Source organism: Rickettsiales endosymbiont of Peranema trichophorum (assembly GCF_004210275.1).
GTDB lineage: Bacteria > Pseudomonadota > Alphaproteobacteria > Rickettsiales > Midichloriaceae > RICK02.
The window spans coordinates 1-15,613 of the sequence record NZ_SCFA01000065.1 but is presented as its reverse complement, the minus strand read 5'-3'; the positions used below and the strand labels follow the sequence as shown (position 1 = coordinate 15,613).

The 15,613-nt window shown below is 41.2% G+C and carries 9 protein-coding genes and 1 pseudogene; 7 read left to right on the top strand and 3 right to left on the bottom strand.

The features are described 5' to 3' along the window. Nucleotides 1-317: 317 nt before the first annotated feature. The 3 genes from EDM53_RS06190 (at nt 318) to EDM53_RS03415 (ending at nt 10,594) form a co-directional block, all read left to right on the top strand. Nucleotides 318-491: a hypothetical protein gene (locus EDM53_RS06190; protein ID WP_165379611.1), complete on the top strand. Its 174-nt coding sequence runs from the start codon at nt 318-320 to the stop codon at nt 489-491. Nucleotides 492-502: 11 nt separating this feature from the next. Then, nucleotides 503-2,185 carry an AAA family ATPase gene (locus EDM53_RS03420; RefSeq protein ID WP_130122285.1) on the top strand — a complete coding sequence of 561 codons (1,683 nt, stop codon included), beginning with the start codon at nt 503-505 and terminating at the stop codon, nt 2,183-2,185. A gap of 108 nt (nt 2,186-2,293) precedes the next feature. Further along, a complete protein-coding gene (locus EDM53_RS03415; RefSeq protein ID WP_130122284.1) occupies nt 2,294-10,594 on the top strand; it encodes an NACHT domain-containing protein in 8,301 nt (2,766 codons plus the stop codon). Between the two features lie 125 nt (nt 10,595-10,719). Here the strand turns inward: EDM53_RS03415 and EDM53_RS06505 are convergent, their stop codons facing one another. The 3 genes and pseudogenes from EDM53_RS06505 to EDM53_RS06495 form a co-directional block, all read right to left on the bottom strand. Next, nucleotides 10,720-11,559 carry a Tn3 family transposase gene (locus EDM53_RS06505; RefSeq protein WP_277986529.1) on the bottom strand — a complete coding sequence of 280 codons (840 nt, stop codon included), beginning with the start codon at nt 11,557-11,559 and terminating at the stop codon, nt 10,720-10,722. Beyond that, a complete protein-coding gene (locus tag EDM53_RS06500; protein ID WP_277986528.1) occupies nt 11,517-12,122 on the bottom strand; it encodes a Tn3 family transposase in 606 nt (201 codons plus the stop codon). The genes EDM53_RS06505 and EDM53_RS06500 overlap by 43 nt, the downstream gene beginning before the upstream one ends. A gap of 1,125 nt (nt 12,123-13,247) precedes the next feature. Then, nucleotides 13,248-13,646 (bottom strand): annotated as a pseudogene (locus tag EDM53_RS06495) (DUF4158 domain-containing protein); the annotation flags it as partial. Nucleotides 13,647-13,734: 88 nt separating this feature from the next. Here EDM53_RS06495 and EDM53_RS03395 point away from each other — a divergent pair. The 4 genes from EDM53_RS03395 to EDM53_RS03380 form a co-directional block, all read left to right on the top strand. Continuing rightward, nucleotides 13,735-13,965, top strand: a complete 231-nt coding sequence (locus tag EDM53_RS03395; protein ID WP_207215461.1) for a hypothetical protein — start codon at nt 13,735-13,737, stop codon at nt 13,963-13,965. A 27-nt stretch (nt 13,966-13,992) separates the two neighbouring features. Beyond that, complete coding sequence (locus tag EDM53_RS03390) at nt 13,993-14,232, top strand: hypothetical protein (protein ID WP_130122280.1); 240 nt, start codon at nt 13,993-13,995, stop codon at nt 14,230-14,232. Nucleotides 14,233-14,439: 207 nt separating this feature from the next. Then, a complete protein-coding gene (locus EDM53_RS03385) occupies nt 14,440-15,315 on the top strand; it encodes a tyrosine-type recombinase/integrase (protein ID WP_130122279.1) in 876 nt (291 codons plus the stop codon). Then, a partial coding sequence (locus EDM53_RS03380; protein ID WP_130122278.1) for a DUF4158 domain-containing protein occupies nt 15,315-15,613 on the top strand: 299 nt, incomplete at its 3' end. The genes EDM53_RS03385 and EDM53_RS03380, both read left to right, overlap by 1 nt.

Genomic DNA, 15,613 nt, shown 5'->3' with positions numbered 1-15,613 from the left:
ATGACGAGGACGAAACTAGAGCTAGCGCAAGGAGCTCTGGGGAAAACAAGTACAAGGGTATCTGAATTATGCAAAGAACTAGGGATTACAAGACAAACGTTGTATAGGCATGTGAGTCCTGAAGGAGAGCTGAGGACAGATGGTCTGAAGCTTATCAAGCAGAAAAGCCGGTGAAATTGAAGTAGAGTTGTGAAAATGCCATCTGTCTGTGCCTTGTTTCATAGGGTGGTCAGAGGAGTGATATAAATGTTATGCTATATACCTGATGTTATGCTATAGTATTGACAGTACAGACGAACAAACTAGCAATAAAAAAAATGAAAAGAGTAAAAGATTGTCCTGTCAAAAGGGATGAGAAAGAAGAGTGGATAGAATGTGGCAAGAGGCTTAAAGCGATAGAGATAGCGAGGCACTTATTGTTAAGAAAAGAGCCAATAGACAAGGTATCAGAGATAACAGGTTTAACGCGGAACGAAGTACGTGATTTATAGGTACTATACCCATGAAACTACCGGTAGGAGTCAGCGATTTTAGAGAAATAGTAAGAGAAGGGTATGTATTTACCGATAAGACTCTTTTAATCAAAGAAGTGTTAGAAGATGGGGCTAAGGTGATTTTAATCACGAGGCCTAGAAGATTTGGTAAAACATTGAACTTGTCTATGCTGTACTACTTTTTAGACCATAGTCAGCCAAAAGATGAGGATTTGTTTGAGGAGCTGAATATAGGGCAGGACAAAGCTTTTTGTGAGGAGCATCAGAATCAATATCCAGTGATATTCATATCGTTTAAGGATGTGAAGAAGTCGCGCTATAAAGATGCGTACGAACATATCCTTCTTTTGGTGAGGGAGGTATACAGGGGACATAGATACCTATTGGAGGGAGATTGTTTAGATGAAGACGAGAAGGGGGTATTTAATGCTTTGTTGTATAAAAAAGCGCAACAATCTGAGGTAGAAGCATCACTTCGGCAGCTCTGTATCTACATACAGAAGTATAGCGGCAGGAACCCAATTATATTGATAGACGAGTACGACACACCAATACAAGAAGCTTACCTGAGCAAATACTACGAGAAGATGATAGAGCTAATGCGGAGTATGCTTGGTCAGGCATTAAAGGATAACAGTTACTTAACAAAGGCTGTGGTTACGGGGATCACACGTATATCTCAGGAGAGTTTATTTTCTGGGTTGAACAACATCTCGGTATATTCGATGCTTAGGGAGAGGTTTGGGCAATATTTTGGGTTCACGGAAGATGAGGTTGTGAAGCTACTAGAAGAAGCAAAGCAACCGGTATCGCTTGGTGAAATAAAAGAGTGGTACAACGGGTATCAAATAGGCAAACATGTATTGTACAACCCCTGGTCTATAATTAACTGCTTGGACAACGAAGGAATATTAAAGGAATACTGGGTCAAGACATCAGGGAACGAGTTGATAGAAGAGCTCTTAAAGGATGCAAAGCCAGAAGTTAGGAAGGAATTTGAGGAGTTGTTGCAGGGGAAGATAATCACGCAAGTACTGTCTGAGAATTTAGTGTTTCCCGACATAAAGAAGAAGCCGGAGGCTTTATGGAGCCTGTTACTGTATGCGGGATATCTGAAGGTGCTAAGTAGCAAGTTTATGGAGTATCATCTTGTATGTGAGATATCTGTACCGAACAAGGAAGTTGGAGGAGTATATAGTCAAATAGTATCTGAATGGTTTAGCGAGGCAGGAAGCATAGACTCATACAACAGCTTTGTGAGGAGCTTGATGGATGGAGATATGGAGAGGTTTGAGATGTATATCACAAGCTACATAATGCAAAGCGGGAGCTACTTTGACTTTAATAAGAACACGCCTGAGCAAGTATTTCATGTGTTTATATTGGGTCTAGTAGTGGGACTGAGGGGAGAATACTACATACGTTCGAATCAAGAGTCAGGGCTTGGAAGATTTGACGTGGTGATGCTCCCAAAGCAGAGTGGGAGAGCTGGCATCTTGCTGGAGTTCAAAGCAACAGATGATTCGAAGAAGCTGAAGGCGAAGGCAAGAGAAGGCTTAAAGCAAGTTAAGGATAAGCAATACCTCGAGCTATTTAGACAGAACGGAGTGAAGGAAGTACTGGCGATAGGGCTGGCGTTTTGCGGGAAGGAAGTTGCTTTAGTATCACAACAGGAGAAGATGCTGGGGTAGAAGCAGCAGTCTTGGGTGTATTGCAACGCGAACGGAATATTACGGTTGTGTTACAGTGGTGCATTTGGTATTACTGGCCGTAGTTCAACCAAAACGTGAAGTTTAGCTATGCAACCAAAGCCCAATCCTGAAAACGATCCAACCATTGCAAAACCAAAACATCCATTGAGCGAGAAGCTGAAGGCGTTTTACAAGGCGTACGATGTACTACCAAAGCTGATAGAAGACGAGCGGTTACCCGAACAAAAGATAAAGGACTACTACGTAAAGCTTGAGATCATGCTTAACGCGGGAGCTGACAGAAAGCCAATCGAAGTGCCCAAAATCTTTGATGAAGTAGGCGACCAAAAGGCGACTGGGCGAGTGTTGATAACAGCAGCGGCTGGAATGGGCAAGAGCACATTGCTGCATTACATAACACATCAATGGGGTCAGGACCAAATGTTTGCGGAGAAGTTTGAGTACATGTTTAAGGTGAAGCTCAAGACGTTGACATCAAGCGGATACACTGAAAAAAGTGATAACCCACTAGTCAGTTTAATTTTGAATGATTTGGAAACACAGTGGCTAGATTTAGATGATCAAGGTATTGCTGTGAGTTCAATAGATGAGAGGGAGATAAAGGAAGTTTTGATAGATAAAGAGTATGATGACAAAGTATTATTGCTATTAGATGGTTATGATGAGGTGGCGCATTTAGAAGGTAGCAATGCAGCTTTTAGGAAAGTACTGAGGGATGTATGGACACACGGGAACGTGTTGCTGACCTCTAGACCAAATGCGGTATCGGACAAGATATCAGGCAGTTTTGAAAGAAGAATAGAAGGAAATGGACTAGAGCAATCTGGTGTTATTGAATACATCAACAAGTACTTTGAGTATCAAAAGCATAGTGGTGACCCAGAACAGGAAGGAGCAAAAAGTAAACTGCTGGAGCTGTATCAGAGCAATCCATCGTTAAGAGAGACATTAAAGATACCGATCAACACAGTGATAGTGTGTTTGTCAAGCTCTGGGAGAGGCATGGAGGAAAGATTTGGAGGAGAGTTTAGTTTAGGAGGGCTATATCAAAATATGATGATATGGCTTAGTAGGAGGTACTTAGCCAAATTCAGAGGAGAACAGGTACTGGACATGAGTGACCACCCAGGGATTTTGAGAGGTGTAGAAGATGTCTTTGGTGTATTGGAGAGGATGAGTTATGAAAGCTTTAGGAATGATCTACTAGTAATATCGGGTAGGGACATAGAGCGTTTAGTGGAGCAAGAAAAGAGAAGCTACAAACTAATGAGAGATATGTATCAATATGGGCTATTGAGAACAGACAACGTTGGTATGGTGCAATATTCAGTAGAGCAGCTGTACAGTAAGCAATATGAATTTGTACACTTAAGCTTTCAGGAATGGTTAGTAGCGGATTACTTGAAGTGCAAGCTACTGCAAGAAGGCCAAGGGATGACAGAAGCCATACAATTTATATCGGAACACAGAAACGAACCAAGATACCTGATGGTGTTGAAGTTTTTGTCTGGATTAGTGTCAAACGAGCAAGGTGAAAAGTCAAATTTGTTGGTGACGAGGTTTTGGGATTCCATAGTGTGCAATGTGGAGGGAGTGTTGGAGTTTGACATAGTAGGCAAGGTGAAGCTGTTGATGCATACGCTAGGACAAGCAAAAGTGCAAGGTAAACTTGACACTAGGATACCAAGTCTCGAAAAAATGGTGAATTTAATAGACGCGGAAGTCTGTAGCAACGTGTCTGAGTGGGTAGACGATATAGGAAGCAGTGGCTACGTATCTGAGGGAACGAAGAATAGGTTGTTAAAGCCAGTTATGGACTGGCATAACACAAGCGATGGTGAGTTGAAGTTATCACTAAATGCAATACAGTACTTGTCAAGTAAGTTGGTAAGTGAGGCTATACTAGAGCAATGCGGCGTTTTATTGGACTCAAACAGAGATTGGCAAGTTAAGAAGGTAGCTCTGAAAGCTTCAGCAAGCATCATGAATGCATTTGGTAAAGATGTAGATGCTATCGATATGATAGACAAGGTATTTGCACATTTCATGGATCATGATCTAAAGGAGATTGTGTTAGAGACATTGATATCTATATCGAAGGTCAATGGAGTATTTGCTAATAGGGTGTTGGAGTTGTTTATACCTCTATTGAATGACAGGGATGTCAATCCGTACTGTGTATTGAAAGTGATAGTGGAGGTGTCATCCGGAGTAGAGGCTGTGTCTGTAAAGGAGAGAGCTATACATCTGTTGGTAACTCTGTTGTGCTGCGATAGTGTTAGGGGTTTGAGCTGGAAGTACATATCAGAAGCGATAGATAATATATCTTCAGGAAGCTATGTGTCAATAAAAGAAAAAGCGCTAATAAAGGTATTGATACCTTTGTTGAAGGATAGCAGCAAAGATGCCTATAGAGTGGTGGAAGCGATATATGTCGTGGTGTTAGGAATTGACATACCTGTTAATACTGTTAATACGATGATGGGAGACATCACGCAGTTGCGGGATCAGAGGTTTGTTCATTACAATTGGTGGAGTTCTGTATTAGGAAGGTGTGAGGTTGCATCTGTATCTAGGTTGTCGTCAGAAGTGAGGCAGGCTATAGTAGAATCACTTCTACCTTTTGTGAAGGATGATAATGTTAATGTTGCTACAATTGCCTTAACAGTAATATGTGAGATTGTCCATGGGAGTAAGTTATCGTCAGAAGTGAGGCAAGCTATTATAGAGTTACTAGTGTCTTTTTTGAAGGACAGTGACAGAGCCAGGTATATGCTAGAAGCCTTAGATTGGGTTGTATCTCCTGGTAGACTATCTTCAGAAATGAGCCAAGCTGTTGTAGAATTACTAATACCTCTTTTGAAGGACAATGGTGGTAATATAGCCAGGTATATCTTAGGTGAGGTTGACTCTTGGTGCAAACTATCTTCAGAAGTGAGACTAGTGCTAGTGGAGTTACTTGTTATCACTTTTGGGGACAACTGTGAGTTGTTAGAGATAAGGTCTATATTGCAAGTACTAGTTGGGGTGGTTCCTGGATGTCCATTATCCTCAGAGGTAAGACAAGGGGTGGTGGAGTTATTCATAGCTATTTTGCAGTATTTCTCGAACTCTGAAGAATCGTACAGCCGCCATTTTTGTGAATCGATGAGCTTGCAGACTATCGTTGAGTTAGGAAATGATGTAGGGTTGATGTTAAAAGTACTTAACACGCTACTTTTAACACTAGAGGGCAGAAGCAACGTAGATCGCATATGCACTGTGCCATATTTAGTGATTGTGATAGCGTTCAAAGCAATGATGAAAACAGATAATATGAATGACTGGGATGCGGGAATGGTCTACATACGTTCCTGTTTTTCCAACCACTTTCAGAGTCTAGAAAGGAGAGAAGAATATATCTATAATATGGACGACTGTGGCTGGGGGATGGCACTAGCCCACGCATTGCTCTACATATCTTCCTGTTTTTCCAACCACTTCAAGTACCTATTAATAACCTCAAGTGATATTCCAGCAGCTGTATCAAAACTAGGAGTAGTCTTTCTATATGTTTTAAAAAATGCGGATAGTGTTAACCTTCGCAGTTTCATATTAGACATGATGAGTGACACGTATTCCACGTGCTCCATGCTTGGTCTACATACGAGCGCGTATCGGGTACAAATTATAAAGCTGTATATCTCCTTATTGAGTAGTACAGATCGTGATACATGTAAGCATGCATTAAGCGTAATATCAGATATAATGTTAGGAAAACACTGCTTTCAAAAAGGCATTATAGAGGCAAGTGACATCAAATGCAGGGAAGTAGATGCGTTGAGTATAGAGGTAGTGAAAGGACTTCTTGCTCTATTGAACGATGAGAATGTTGTTCAGGATATTTGTGACTCTACGTTACAGACAATAGAAAGAATTGGATCAAAAGTGGAGCTGTCCGAAGAGGTAAGAATAGAAGCAATCAAATCGCTCATACCATTGTTAGAGCATGAAGATAGAAGTATCTGTATTTCTGCCTTGCGTGCAATGGAAGTGATGATATTAGGAGTTGAGATACCTGTAGGAATGATGAAAGATGTAGTAAAATCCCTGTCACCTTTGTTGAGTTGTAAATACGGAATGATAAGTGAAGATGCAGCACGTGTGAGGTGGAGGATAGCATTGGTCGCGAAGTTAACTCAAGCGATGAGCGAACGAAATATAACAAGATTTATGCCATTCTTGTATGAAGGTGACTGTCGTTTTGCAATAGCAGCAATAGTGAAGATAATAACAAGTGTTAGTGTTCCAGTGGGAGCAATTCAGGATGCTATCACAGAACTTGTTTATCTTTTGCAGTATGAATGTGAATGTCGTGCCACAGCATCGGCAATAGTCAAGATCTTGTCCGCATATGGCCTACCTATAGGACTTGGGAGTAGAGCTGTAGAACTACTCATCCCTTTATTAGAGGGTAAACGTGACACCGTCAAGTGGTATGCAGAATATACAGTGATGGAAATTATTGAATCTGTTCAGATCCAAGAACTACCAGAGTTACGTACCAAATTGGCAACAAGGAGCAAGGTCTTTGAGGATACCATCATCAAGACATTGATTCAAAGGCTATCCAACCTCACCCCAGACGCGGCACTATTGACTACTGTACTCGCGATAATTGGCCATACCATAGATGAAAGGGATGCTGAGGGGAGCAACCTCATAGGAATAGCTAAAAAAGTCCTGTATAGCTTAACTGCCACACCAGAACAATCTGATGAAGTTATTGCTATAGTATGGCAAGAAGGGCTAGACAAGATCCTTGCCTTATCAAGTGCAAGTCGACAATTCTTAAGGAAACTAGTTCAAAATGTATTTGAGAAGCAAACAATGGAGTTGCATGAAGCAAAGTTCATAGAAGCCTGCATAGAGAACAAAGTAGCCATGATCTTTAACAGAGATGGTAGCGTCATGCTAGATGGAGTGCTGTATCACTTTGGGGATGATGAGAGCAAAAGCCACCTGCAGGATATGGTACAACAGATGCTGAAGCAGGGGAGTGTACTAGGCCAACAATACGTGAGTCACACACCTATGTTTGAGAATCACAATGTAGGGCTGAAGCTATCGCCAGTGGATGTGCAACAAGTGCATAGTATTATCAATGCAGATAAGGTACTAGAATGCGACAGATGGGATGTCTACGTAGTAGATGTATCACCTCCATTTTTAGTACTAGAACGAAGAAATGTGTTTGGGGAGTACATAATTGCAAAATTATTTGTAGAAAATGGCCAACTTAGGAAAGAAATAAGCAAACATCATCCACACGATTTGGGACTTATAAAAGCAGCTCTCTTTAGTACTTTTGGCAAAGTTGCAGGAGTTCGTCTGTATTACACAGAACTTACGTTAGAGTCAGGTTTTGCTTTACTAAATAGGGCAGGAGAAGTGATGCAAGAAACCACATACGCTGTACTGCAGGAGCTGATTACAACAAGCCAAAGTGCTGCAACTACCAGTCCATCTATTGCTGCAATTGTACCTACAGTACCAAGCTACGTGCTGGTGGATATTAACAAATTGAAGAGGGTGAGTGTATTTCTGTCTTATAACTGGGGTAAAAGCGACTTAGTGGATGAAATAGAGGTAAGTTTAAACAAATTACCACAAGTGGATGTTAAAAGAGATAAAAGGGATCTGCAGTATAGGAGTAACATTGAAGAGTTTATGAGGCAAGCGAGGAATACGGACTTTGTGGTTGTGGTCATTACCGACAAGTACTTAAAGTCGAGGAACTGCATGAACGAGATTTTGGAATTGACATCGGATGATAATTTCAGGCAAAGGATGTTGCCTGTAGTAGAGCCTGCAGCTGAGGTTGACATTGCGGGAGTTATGAGCCAGGTAAACATCTACAGCCAAACAGGAGCAGCGCACTACATACAGTACTGGGAAGGTAAGCTAGATGAGTTGAAGCATGCTATTGGAGGAAGTTGTGCTGCACGAGAAGCATACACCCAGGAGTTGCAGAAGACGGAAGAGTTCATGAAAAGAGTGGGTCCGTTCTTACTGAACGATATCAGGTTTATTAATGCATTAAGCGTAGAAGATTTGAGGAGAAGTAATTTTGAAGAGATGCGTAGACCTATACAGGAGAAGCAATACAAATGGAGTATAGAGGAGCAGGAGTTACAGAGCACAAGTAAACTGTGTTTGAGTACAAAAAGTGGTGAGCCTAAGTTACTTAAGTTAAATGGCATGGGGAACGACATGAGTTTGTCAAGCCATGGAGGCAATGAGAAGTATTGGTACAGTATCGGAGATGGACTGAGACTGCTATGGTCAATCAGAATGGGAAAGTTGAGTTATGAAGTAGAAGCGAGGCCTGGTGAGGAGTACAACGCATATAGGGAGAACAGAGAATGTGTTTTTGTGTCTGATCCATACTACATAGATAACCTGGAGGATTACCTGATAGACGACATGAAGATTATAACAGGAAGGCACGGGGTATCGAGGCGGAACCAAGAATGGGTGAACAAGCCAAAGGTTCTGATCGTACCGTTGTTACACGGTTTACACTGGAAATGTCTTAAAATGAGTATAGATTACGACAGGAAGAGTATTGGCGTACTGTACGATGATCCATATGGTAAAGAGATCGATGATGTACTGGATGATAGGCTCATAAAAGCAGTAAGAGAGGCAGGCAAGATGTTGTTTGGTGTTAAAGTGAGAACCGTGACAATAGATTCAAAAGAAATGGATCAACAAGGTCTTGAGCAAGGCAATGGTTACGACTGTGGACCAATAGTGTTTAGCAACATAAGGGACTATGTGTCGGACAGGGATTATACGATAAGAAGTGCGAAAGAACGAGAGCACAGGAAACAGATGCTAGAGATAAGGGAGAGAGACATAAGGGAATATGGAGAGGTATCTGGCATATCGATAGATGAGCAGTTACAAGTGATAAGAGACAAGATTAAGGTGAGCTTAGAAGAGAGGGCTAGGGGAGAGTCTGTGATAGGAGAATTATTATCGGAGGATTTAGCGCCTGAGGTAGTGGACATGTTATTTAGCATGTTAGAGGAGAAACACAAAGCGGAAGGAAAAGTGGGAGAAGGGTACACGGAGGGCGAAGTACTAGAAATGTATGGGCTACTATTTGGTACAAACACGCAAGCTTATATAATAAAAGCATCATATGAGAGCAAAGCGCAAGCACTGATATCATCCTACGCTGGTATGGATCTGTTATATACAGCATATGAGATAGGAGGGCAGATATTACACGATGCATTTTTGAACGTAATGTATGAGGAAGAGCAAGCGCTAGGTTTGCTCTGCAGAGCAAAGGAGATAGGAAGTCGTGAACTGGTGATGGAATTGATGAAAGCATCAAACACTCAGGGAGCTACTGGAGCATCTTTTATCAAGGAAGGAGCCTTGGTGGTGCGGAGTACAACTGGATTAGGGGGAGGAATAGATGTACAACAAAGCACCAATATGGCTGGTATTTCACATCAAAAAATTACGATGTCTAGTACTATTAGTAGTTTCATTGAAAAATTAAGCAACAAACTAGACATCATCTGGAAATACAAGCAATATCTGCATAAAGCAGAAATCACAAGATTTCATGAGATACTAAAACGAAATAGCTTAGACGAAACAACGTCACTTGATACTTTACGGGATGACACAGAATTTAAGAAGAGCGTTCTGTTGAAACTGCATCCCGACAAAGGAGGAAAAGCAGAAGATTTTGTATTTGCAAGAGAATTGCAGCAAAAAATGAACTCCGATGTTGATATAAACGCAATAATAGCAGAAAAAGCACAAAAGATTCAAATGACGCTGTACAAAACATCCCTAGGCGTCAAAGTAGCCGATACTGTTGTGGACGTACTAAGAGCGGTCAATCAACCAACACTGGAGAACGGCAAGAAAGTAGTATTTGACACAGTACATTTGTATGGCATGTGCAAGGGACTGAACGGCTACGGCTTGGCAGTAGGAGCCTTGGAAGCATCCTATCAAGTATACCAAGGAGAATACACAGAAGCAGTGAAGCACCTGCTCATCACAGGAGCTTACATGGCATTACCTATGGTAATGGCAGCAACAGGAGTACCATACGCGGGTTTGTTATTTGCAGTAGTGATGACAGCTTACAGCGGTTATCACCTTGTATCCAACACACACGCTCTGTACGTGGAATACACAAGTGAGGACAATGCAGCAAAGTCATCAGAAGCTTATGCGTACTTATACGATGCACTAGTCAAAACTCCACTACATTGCGTATACGAATCTGAAGCTCCTAGCATCTCTGTAGAGAATGATGTGCCGATGACAGATGAACAAGCATCCTCATTGCAAGAAGCAGTGTATGATGTATAAGGAGACCAGGGGGTGAATCTAGGGTCCATATACATAAAGGAACGTAAAGTACCACAGGTATTTTGTGGAAGTATTGTGTGATTTGGGTTTGCAGTGATTCGGCCCCTGCCGTTCTGAAGGCAGGTTTAAGATACTATTTTCGGCGGTAGAATTCCAACAGAATCCTTACGCTTTTCTTCAGAAAAATCGTATTCACCAAGCATGTTGATATGAGCCCAGGTCATTATAGAATGCGTGGATATTACACTCAACAATTGTTCTTTTCTCCTGTCGTCTGTGATTTGTTTCAGTTTATGTGTAAGATAGATATAATTCCAGCAGATAATGGAGTTTTTAATCAGCCTGTTGCAGCTCTCCGCTAGCTCCTGTTCTTCTTTCTCAACCTGTATGAATTCACGCGGACTACCAACTGCTACGGCGCGGGTAAAGCGATTTGCCAGCTCTATTCTGTTCAACTGTTTTTCAATGGCCTGCCTTAGTTCCACTTCATCAATGTAACGGAGAATAAACAGTGATTTTGTAATCTGACCAAAAGCTTTAATTGTCTGATATAAAACATGTTGCCTTGAATAGGAGTTGAGACGCTGAAATATATTAGATGCCGTATTCTCTTTGAGTTTGATGGTCGCAACTAGCCGCAAACAATCATCCCAGTGTTGGTGTAGTAACTGTTCATTCACATAGTTATCAGGGATAATCTTCCAGCACTTCCTCTTAGTTTTGTCGTGATGCTTAAATATATAGAGTTGCATATTCTTCAACCCTTTTAACCTTGGAGCGAATGCAAAGCCGAGCATATGCGTTAAACCAAAAATAGCCTCACTATAGCCATGAGTATCAGTAGAGTGGATGTCACTTTTGACAACTTCGTTATGCATTAGACCGTCAATGACGTAAGTACTCTCACGGTCAGAAGCGCTGATTACGGTAGAATGCCAGAGTAAATGCCTTTCATCACAATGAATGTATAAGCGCTTACCCCTTGTCCTTGGCCGAAATATTTGAACGAACGCGTAGCAATCAGCGATTCGCTGTGCACCTCAAATTTCTGTCCGTCACTAGCTGTGTGCAGCCTATCCTTCATGTTACGATATATATTTGGCAACTCCATTTTGTTCATGAACATCAGTACTCTATCATTAGCTTCGCGAACGTTGTCTGATGAAAAACGCCAATTCACTGTATGGTCCAGCTCATTCTCACTGACATGCGAAGATATTCTGGCCATTTTACGTATGCCAATTCCGCAGCCCAAGCCTATTATACCTGCGAGTAAAGCAGGACGTGAAGTCATTTGTAATGTGTGGGTTTGCTGCCAATGCTCAAGGGCTGAAAGCATATCAGAATGATGATGTACTGTCTCTAGTATTTCAGCAAGGGGTATGTAATGACGCCTTGGAAACCACGTTTGCAGAGGGTCCGTCTCCTGATTATCCAGTGGTGGCGTCTTTACATGAAAAGACCCATCTGTTTTAAAACTTAGGTATTCATTCGCTGCCACTCTTCCATTGGTTGCTATGTATTGCATATACAGTGCCTGGTCAAGTTGTTGTAGCACAGACTTGGAATCAAGAAAGCTCAGTAATCCAGCACGCTCGAGCAGCTGATGTTTTTCTCTTTCCCACCGCGTTTTGCTGATCATATATTTGTCCAAAGGCAGGTACTTGTAAGAATGCATCAAGTTGAGCTTGCCCGATTTGATAGCAACCGCTACATGCTGTAACAAAAAGACTTTGTATAGTGATGTACGGAATGTTCCATCTCCTCTATACAATGCTTTGCGCTCCTTCTCATCCAGAAATGTTATAGGAGCATGCTGGCCTACGTTACCATCCTTATCTCGAAAATACCCAATTGCCTCCATCAATGGAGAATGCTGTTGCTCAGGCAGAAAGTTTATCGCCTTCAGGACTGGATTTAAGCGGCTTTGCAGATGTAGTGATTTGCTTTCCTGAAGCTCATATACAATCGACTCATCATCTTCAATTACTCCTGAAAATCCCGTGCGTATACTCTCGATATTACCAGCCATCTTAAGATTCAGAATACATTTGATACTGTCTACTTTCTCTGTGTCTGCCAAAAAATTATCATTAGCAATAGTATGAATTTTCTGTATGATGCTAAATACATCGCTTTCCAAATCTTGTATCAAAGATTGCAATTGATTTTGTTTTGCTTGCTGTTGCCCTAGGATTCTTTCTTTACGTTCATTAGAAATTGTAGTTTGGAAGGCTGCCATGACATTTAATAAAATATCAACCAGGTTATCCTGCATACGGTAATATTGGTGTGCCACAAAAGCTATTACATGTATGTGGCGGTCTGCTTCAGAACGCTGCTGTATCTGGAATATCTGCGCTCTCATCACACTACCAGCATAATAACGAATCCCTGCTTGTCCCAACTGGAGTATATCGAGAGCACCAGACAATTTCTCGTGTAATTCCGCTATGACATGAAAGTCTGCAACATATTCGCGGACTTTACTGGGCTTTGTAGATTGAGAGAGTCTTTTAAGCAACGTTAATTGATAGCCTTTATCATCACGCACAAATAAAGAATCCAGAAGGGCTGCTGCTTCGGGGGTCATACAGCTATTCATTTTAAGTATTAATGAATGTTTGTGAGACTGTAGCGACTCACGTATCAATTCGCATATAGTCCAAGACTGCGGAAGAACGATGCGGTGTTGAATCAGACAATCGATACATCTTTCAAAGATTAGTCTTGGCTTCAAATAGTGTGAAACACAGGAGATTAGTTCATGTTTAATAAGGGTTGTAGCCCCCGTGTCAAAGGTTTGAAATCCATGGTACTCAGCGATGATCTGCTGATGTCTTATCCTGCTTGCCTTGCTGTAATCAGAGGCAATAAACTCTGATGCTGGATATCCCACGATTCTTGCTGCAACTGCAATATCTCTTTCATGAAAATCATGTGGTAAGAAGAATCGCTTGCTCGTTCTGAAATATCCACATAATAACAAGAAGCCTACCTGGTTGACCGGACTTCGTAAACTGTGAGCTATATTGGGGTTTGACGATGATTGGAACGAAAAGTAGCTCTAAGGAGTTTTTATTTCATTTAATTTTCTCAAATTCCAATCTCACATATGATTATGGTAAAGGCTCATGGATGTGCTACGTGCACTAAGTCACATCGGCGTACATGATATCGTTTTGGAATTTCTGAAACTACTTTGTCAAACAGTAGACAAAAAGATCACAGAGAAGGTGGCAGACAAAGCTTCATTGTTTAAGCCAACATACTTTTCTGTTTATGCTGAAGTTGCACTTCAGCATAATGCCGATTATATAAAAGAGACCTCTGCATTATTGAGTTATGTGAATAGAAGTATTATGGTATGAAGGATAAAGTAACCAAAAGAGGGTATGATGAGTTTTTTAAAGATTGAAGCAGAACATAGGATTCAGGGAAGTAAGGTGATGCGACTATGCGGTCTGATAAAGTGGAGAAGGCTTGAAGCTATTTTAGCTGGTTTGGGAAGGAGTGGTTATGGTCCTAACGGTTATGATGTCGTTCAGTTGCTCAAGGCGTTGATACTACAAAGCTGGTATAGTTGGTTTAAATTACAGAAACGTGGATTTGGCGAACTGGAAGGGGTAAAATTGTAGGAATTAGCGTGATTTGGAAAAAATAGCTTACCACTAATTATTGTATGTGGTGTACTGTAGTCCGGGTGGAATCTGGAGTTGAGGCTAGATTGCGAAAGTAAACTGTTCGTATAACAAGTGCTGCATGTTATAAGCAACATATAGTCGTCGTATAATTGTGTTATTAGTGATATATATACTTTATCAAAATCTAATCGTATAACATTTGTGATTGAAATAAAGCAAATTAAGCAATACATTGCCTATCAAAAGGCAGCAGATAAATCTCCTGCTACATTGACAAGTTACCGCAGTGATCTTGTCCAGTTTGCTGTCTGGTTTGAAAGGGTTAACAATATGAGTATGAATTTGCACCATATCACACCAACTGATGTTCGGCAGTACAAACAGTATCTTATTGATTCCAATTTTAGACCACAAACCATCAATCGCAGATTATTGTCACTCAAATATTTTTTAGCATGGGGATGGGATAGTAAAAAGAGCAAGTATCGTTTTCCATTACCATCTACTGTCAAGCAATCACAACAAATGCCAAGGTGGCTAAGTAAAGTTGAGCAGAGCCAGCTACTACGTTGTGTAGAACGTAGTGGTATGGTGAGAGACATTGCTATTGTGAAGATTTTAATGAACACAGGACTACGAGTTAGTGAGTTATGTAACCTCAAATGGGTACATGTTGTAATGAGCGAACGTAAGGGGAAGCTAGTGGTGAACGTGGGTAAAGGTTCTAAATATCGTGAAGTTCCGTTGAATAGGGATGCTAGGCAGTCATTTTTTGACCTTGGATATAAAGACTATGGAGGAAGTGATTGTTTTATATTTACTGGTCAACGTGGTGTTTTGTCTGCGCGTGGCGTCCAGTTTATGTTGGCAAGACTGAGTCTTCCTAAGGAATTGGGGACGATATCGCCGCATCAACTTAGGCATACTTTTTGTAAGAATTTGGTGGATGCAGGGATTAAGTTGGAGAGAGTTGCGGCACTCGCAGGACATGAGCGGTTAGATAGCACGAGATTGTACTGCCAGCCTTCTTTTGTGGACCTTAGAGACGCTGTAGAACGCATAGGGGAGTTGGATTGATGCGTTTGATAGAAGTATTACCTGCTCATGACATTAGAGCATTTGATAATCCACCGATGTTGTCGACAGATGAGAAGAAACAGTATTTTAGAGTAGATGAAGCCCTAATGAGCTTGCTAGGTGGAGTCAAGGAGGGCCACAATAAGGTTGGTTTATTATTGCAGTATGGTTATTTTAAGGCTAGCGGTAGATTTTATACACAGAACACATTTAGAGGAGAGGATATTCAGTTTGTTGAGAAGATAGTAGGTGTTGGTGTCGAAGATGTTGCTAGACGGTACGTAGATAGAACTCGCCA

Excerpts from the sequence above, each read along its gene's own strand:
- EDM53_RS06190 (WP_165379611.1), top strand. The coding sequence starts at position 318 with ATGAAAAGAGTAAAAGATTGTCCTGTCAAAAGGGATGAGAAAGAAGAG.
- EDM53_RS03420 (WP_130122285.1), top strand. The coding sequence starts at position 503 with ATGAAACTACCGGTAGGAGTCAGCGATTTTAGAGAAATAGTAAGAGAA.
- EDM53_RS03415 (WP_130122284.1), top strand. The coding sequence starts at position 2,294 with ATGCAACCAAAGCCCAATCCTGAAAACGATCCAACCATTGCAAAACCA.
- EDM53_RS06500 (WP_277986528.1), bottom strand. The coding sequence starts at position 12,122 with ATGCAATACATAGCAACCAATGGAAGAGTGGCAGCGAATGAATACCTA.
- EDM53_RS03390 (WP_130122280.1), top strand. The coding sequence starts at position 13,993 with ATGAGTTTTTTAAAGATTGAAGCAGAACATAGGATTCAGGGAAGTAAG.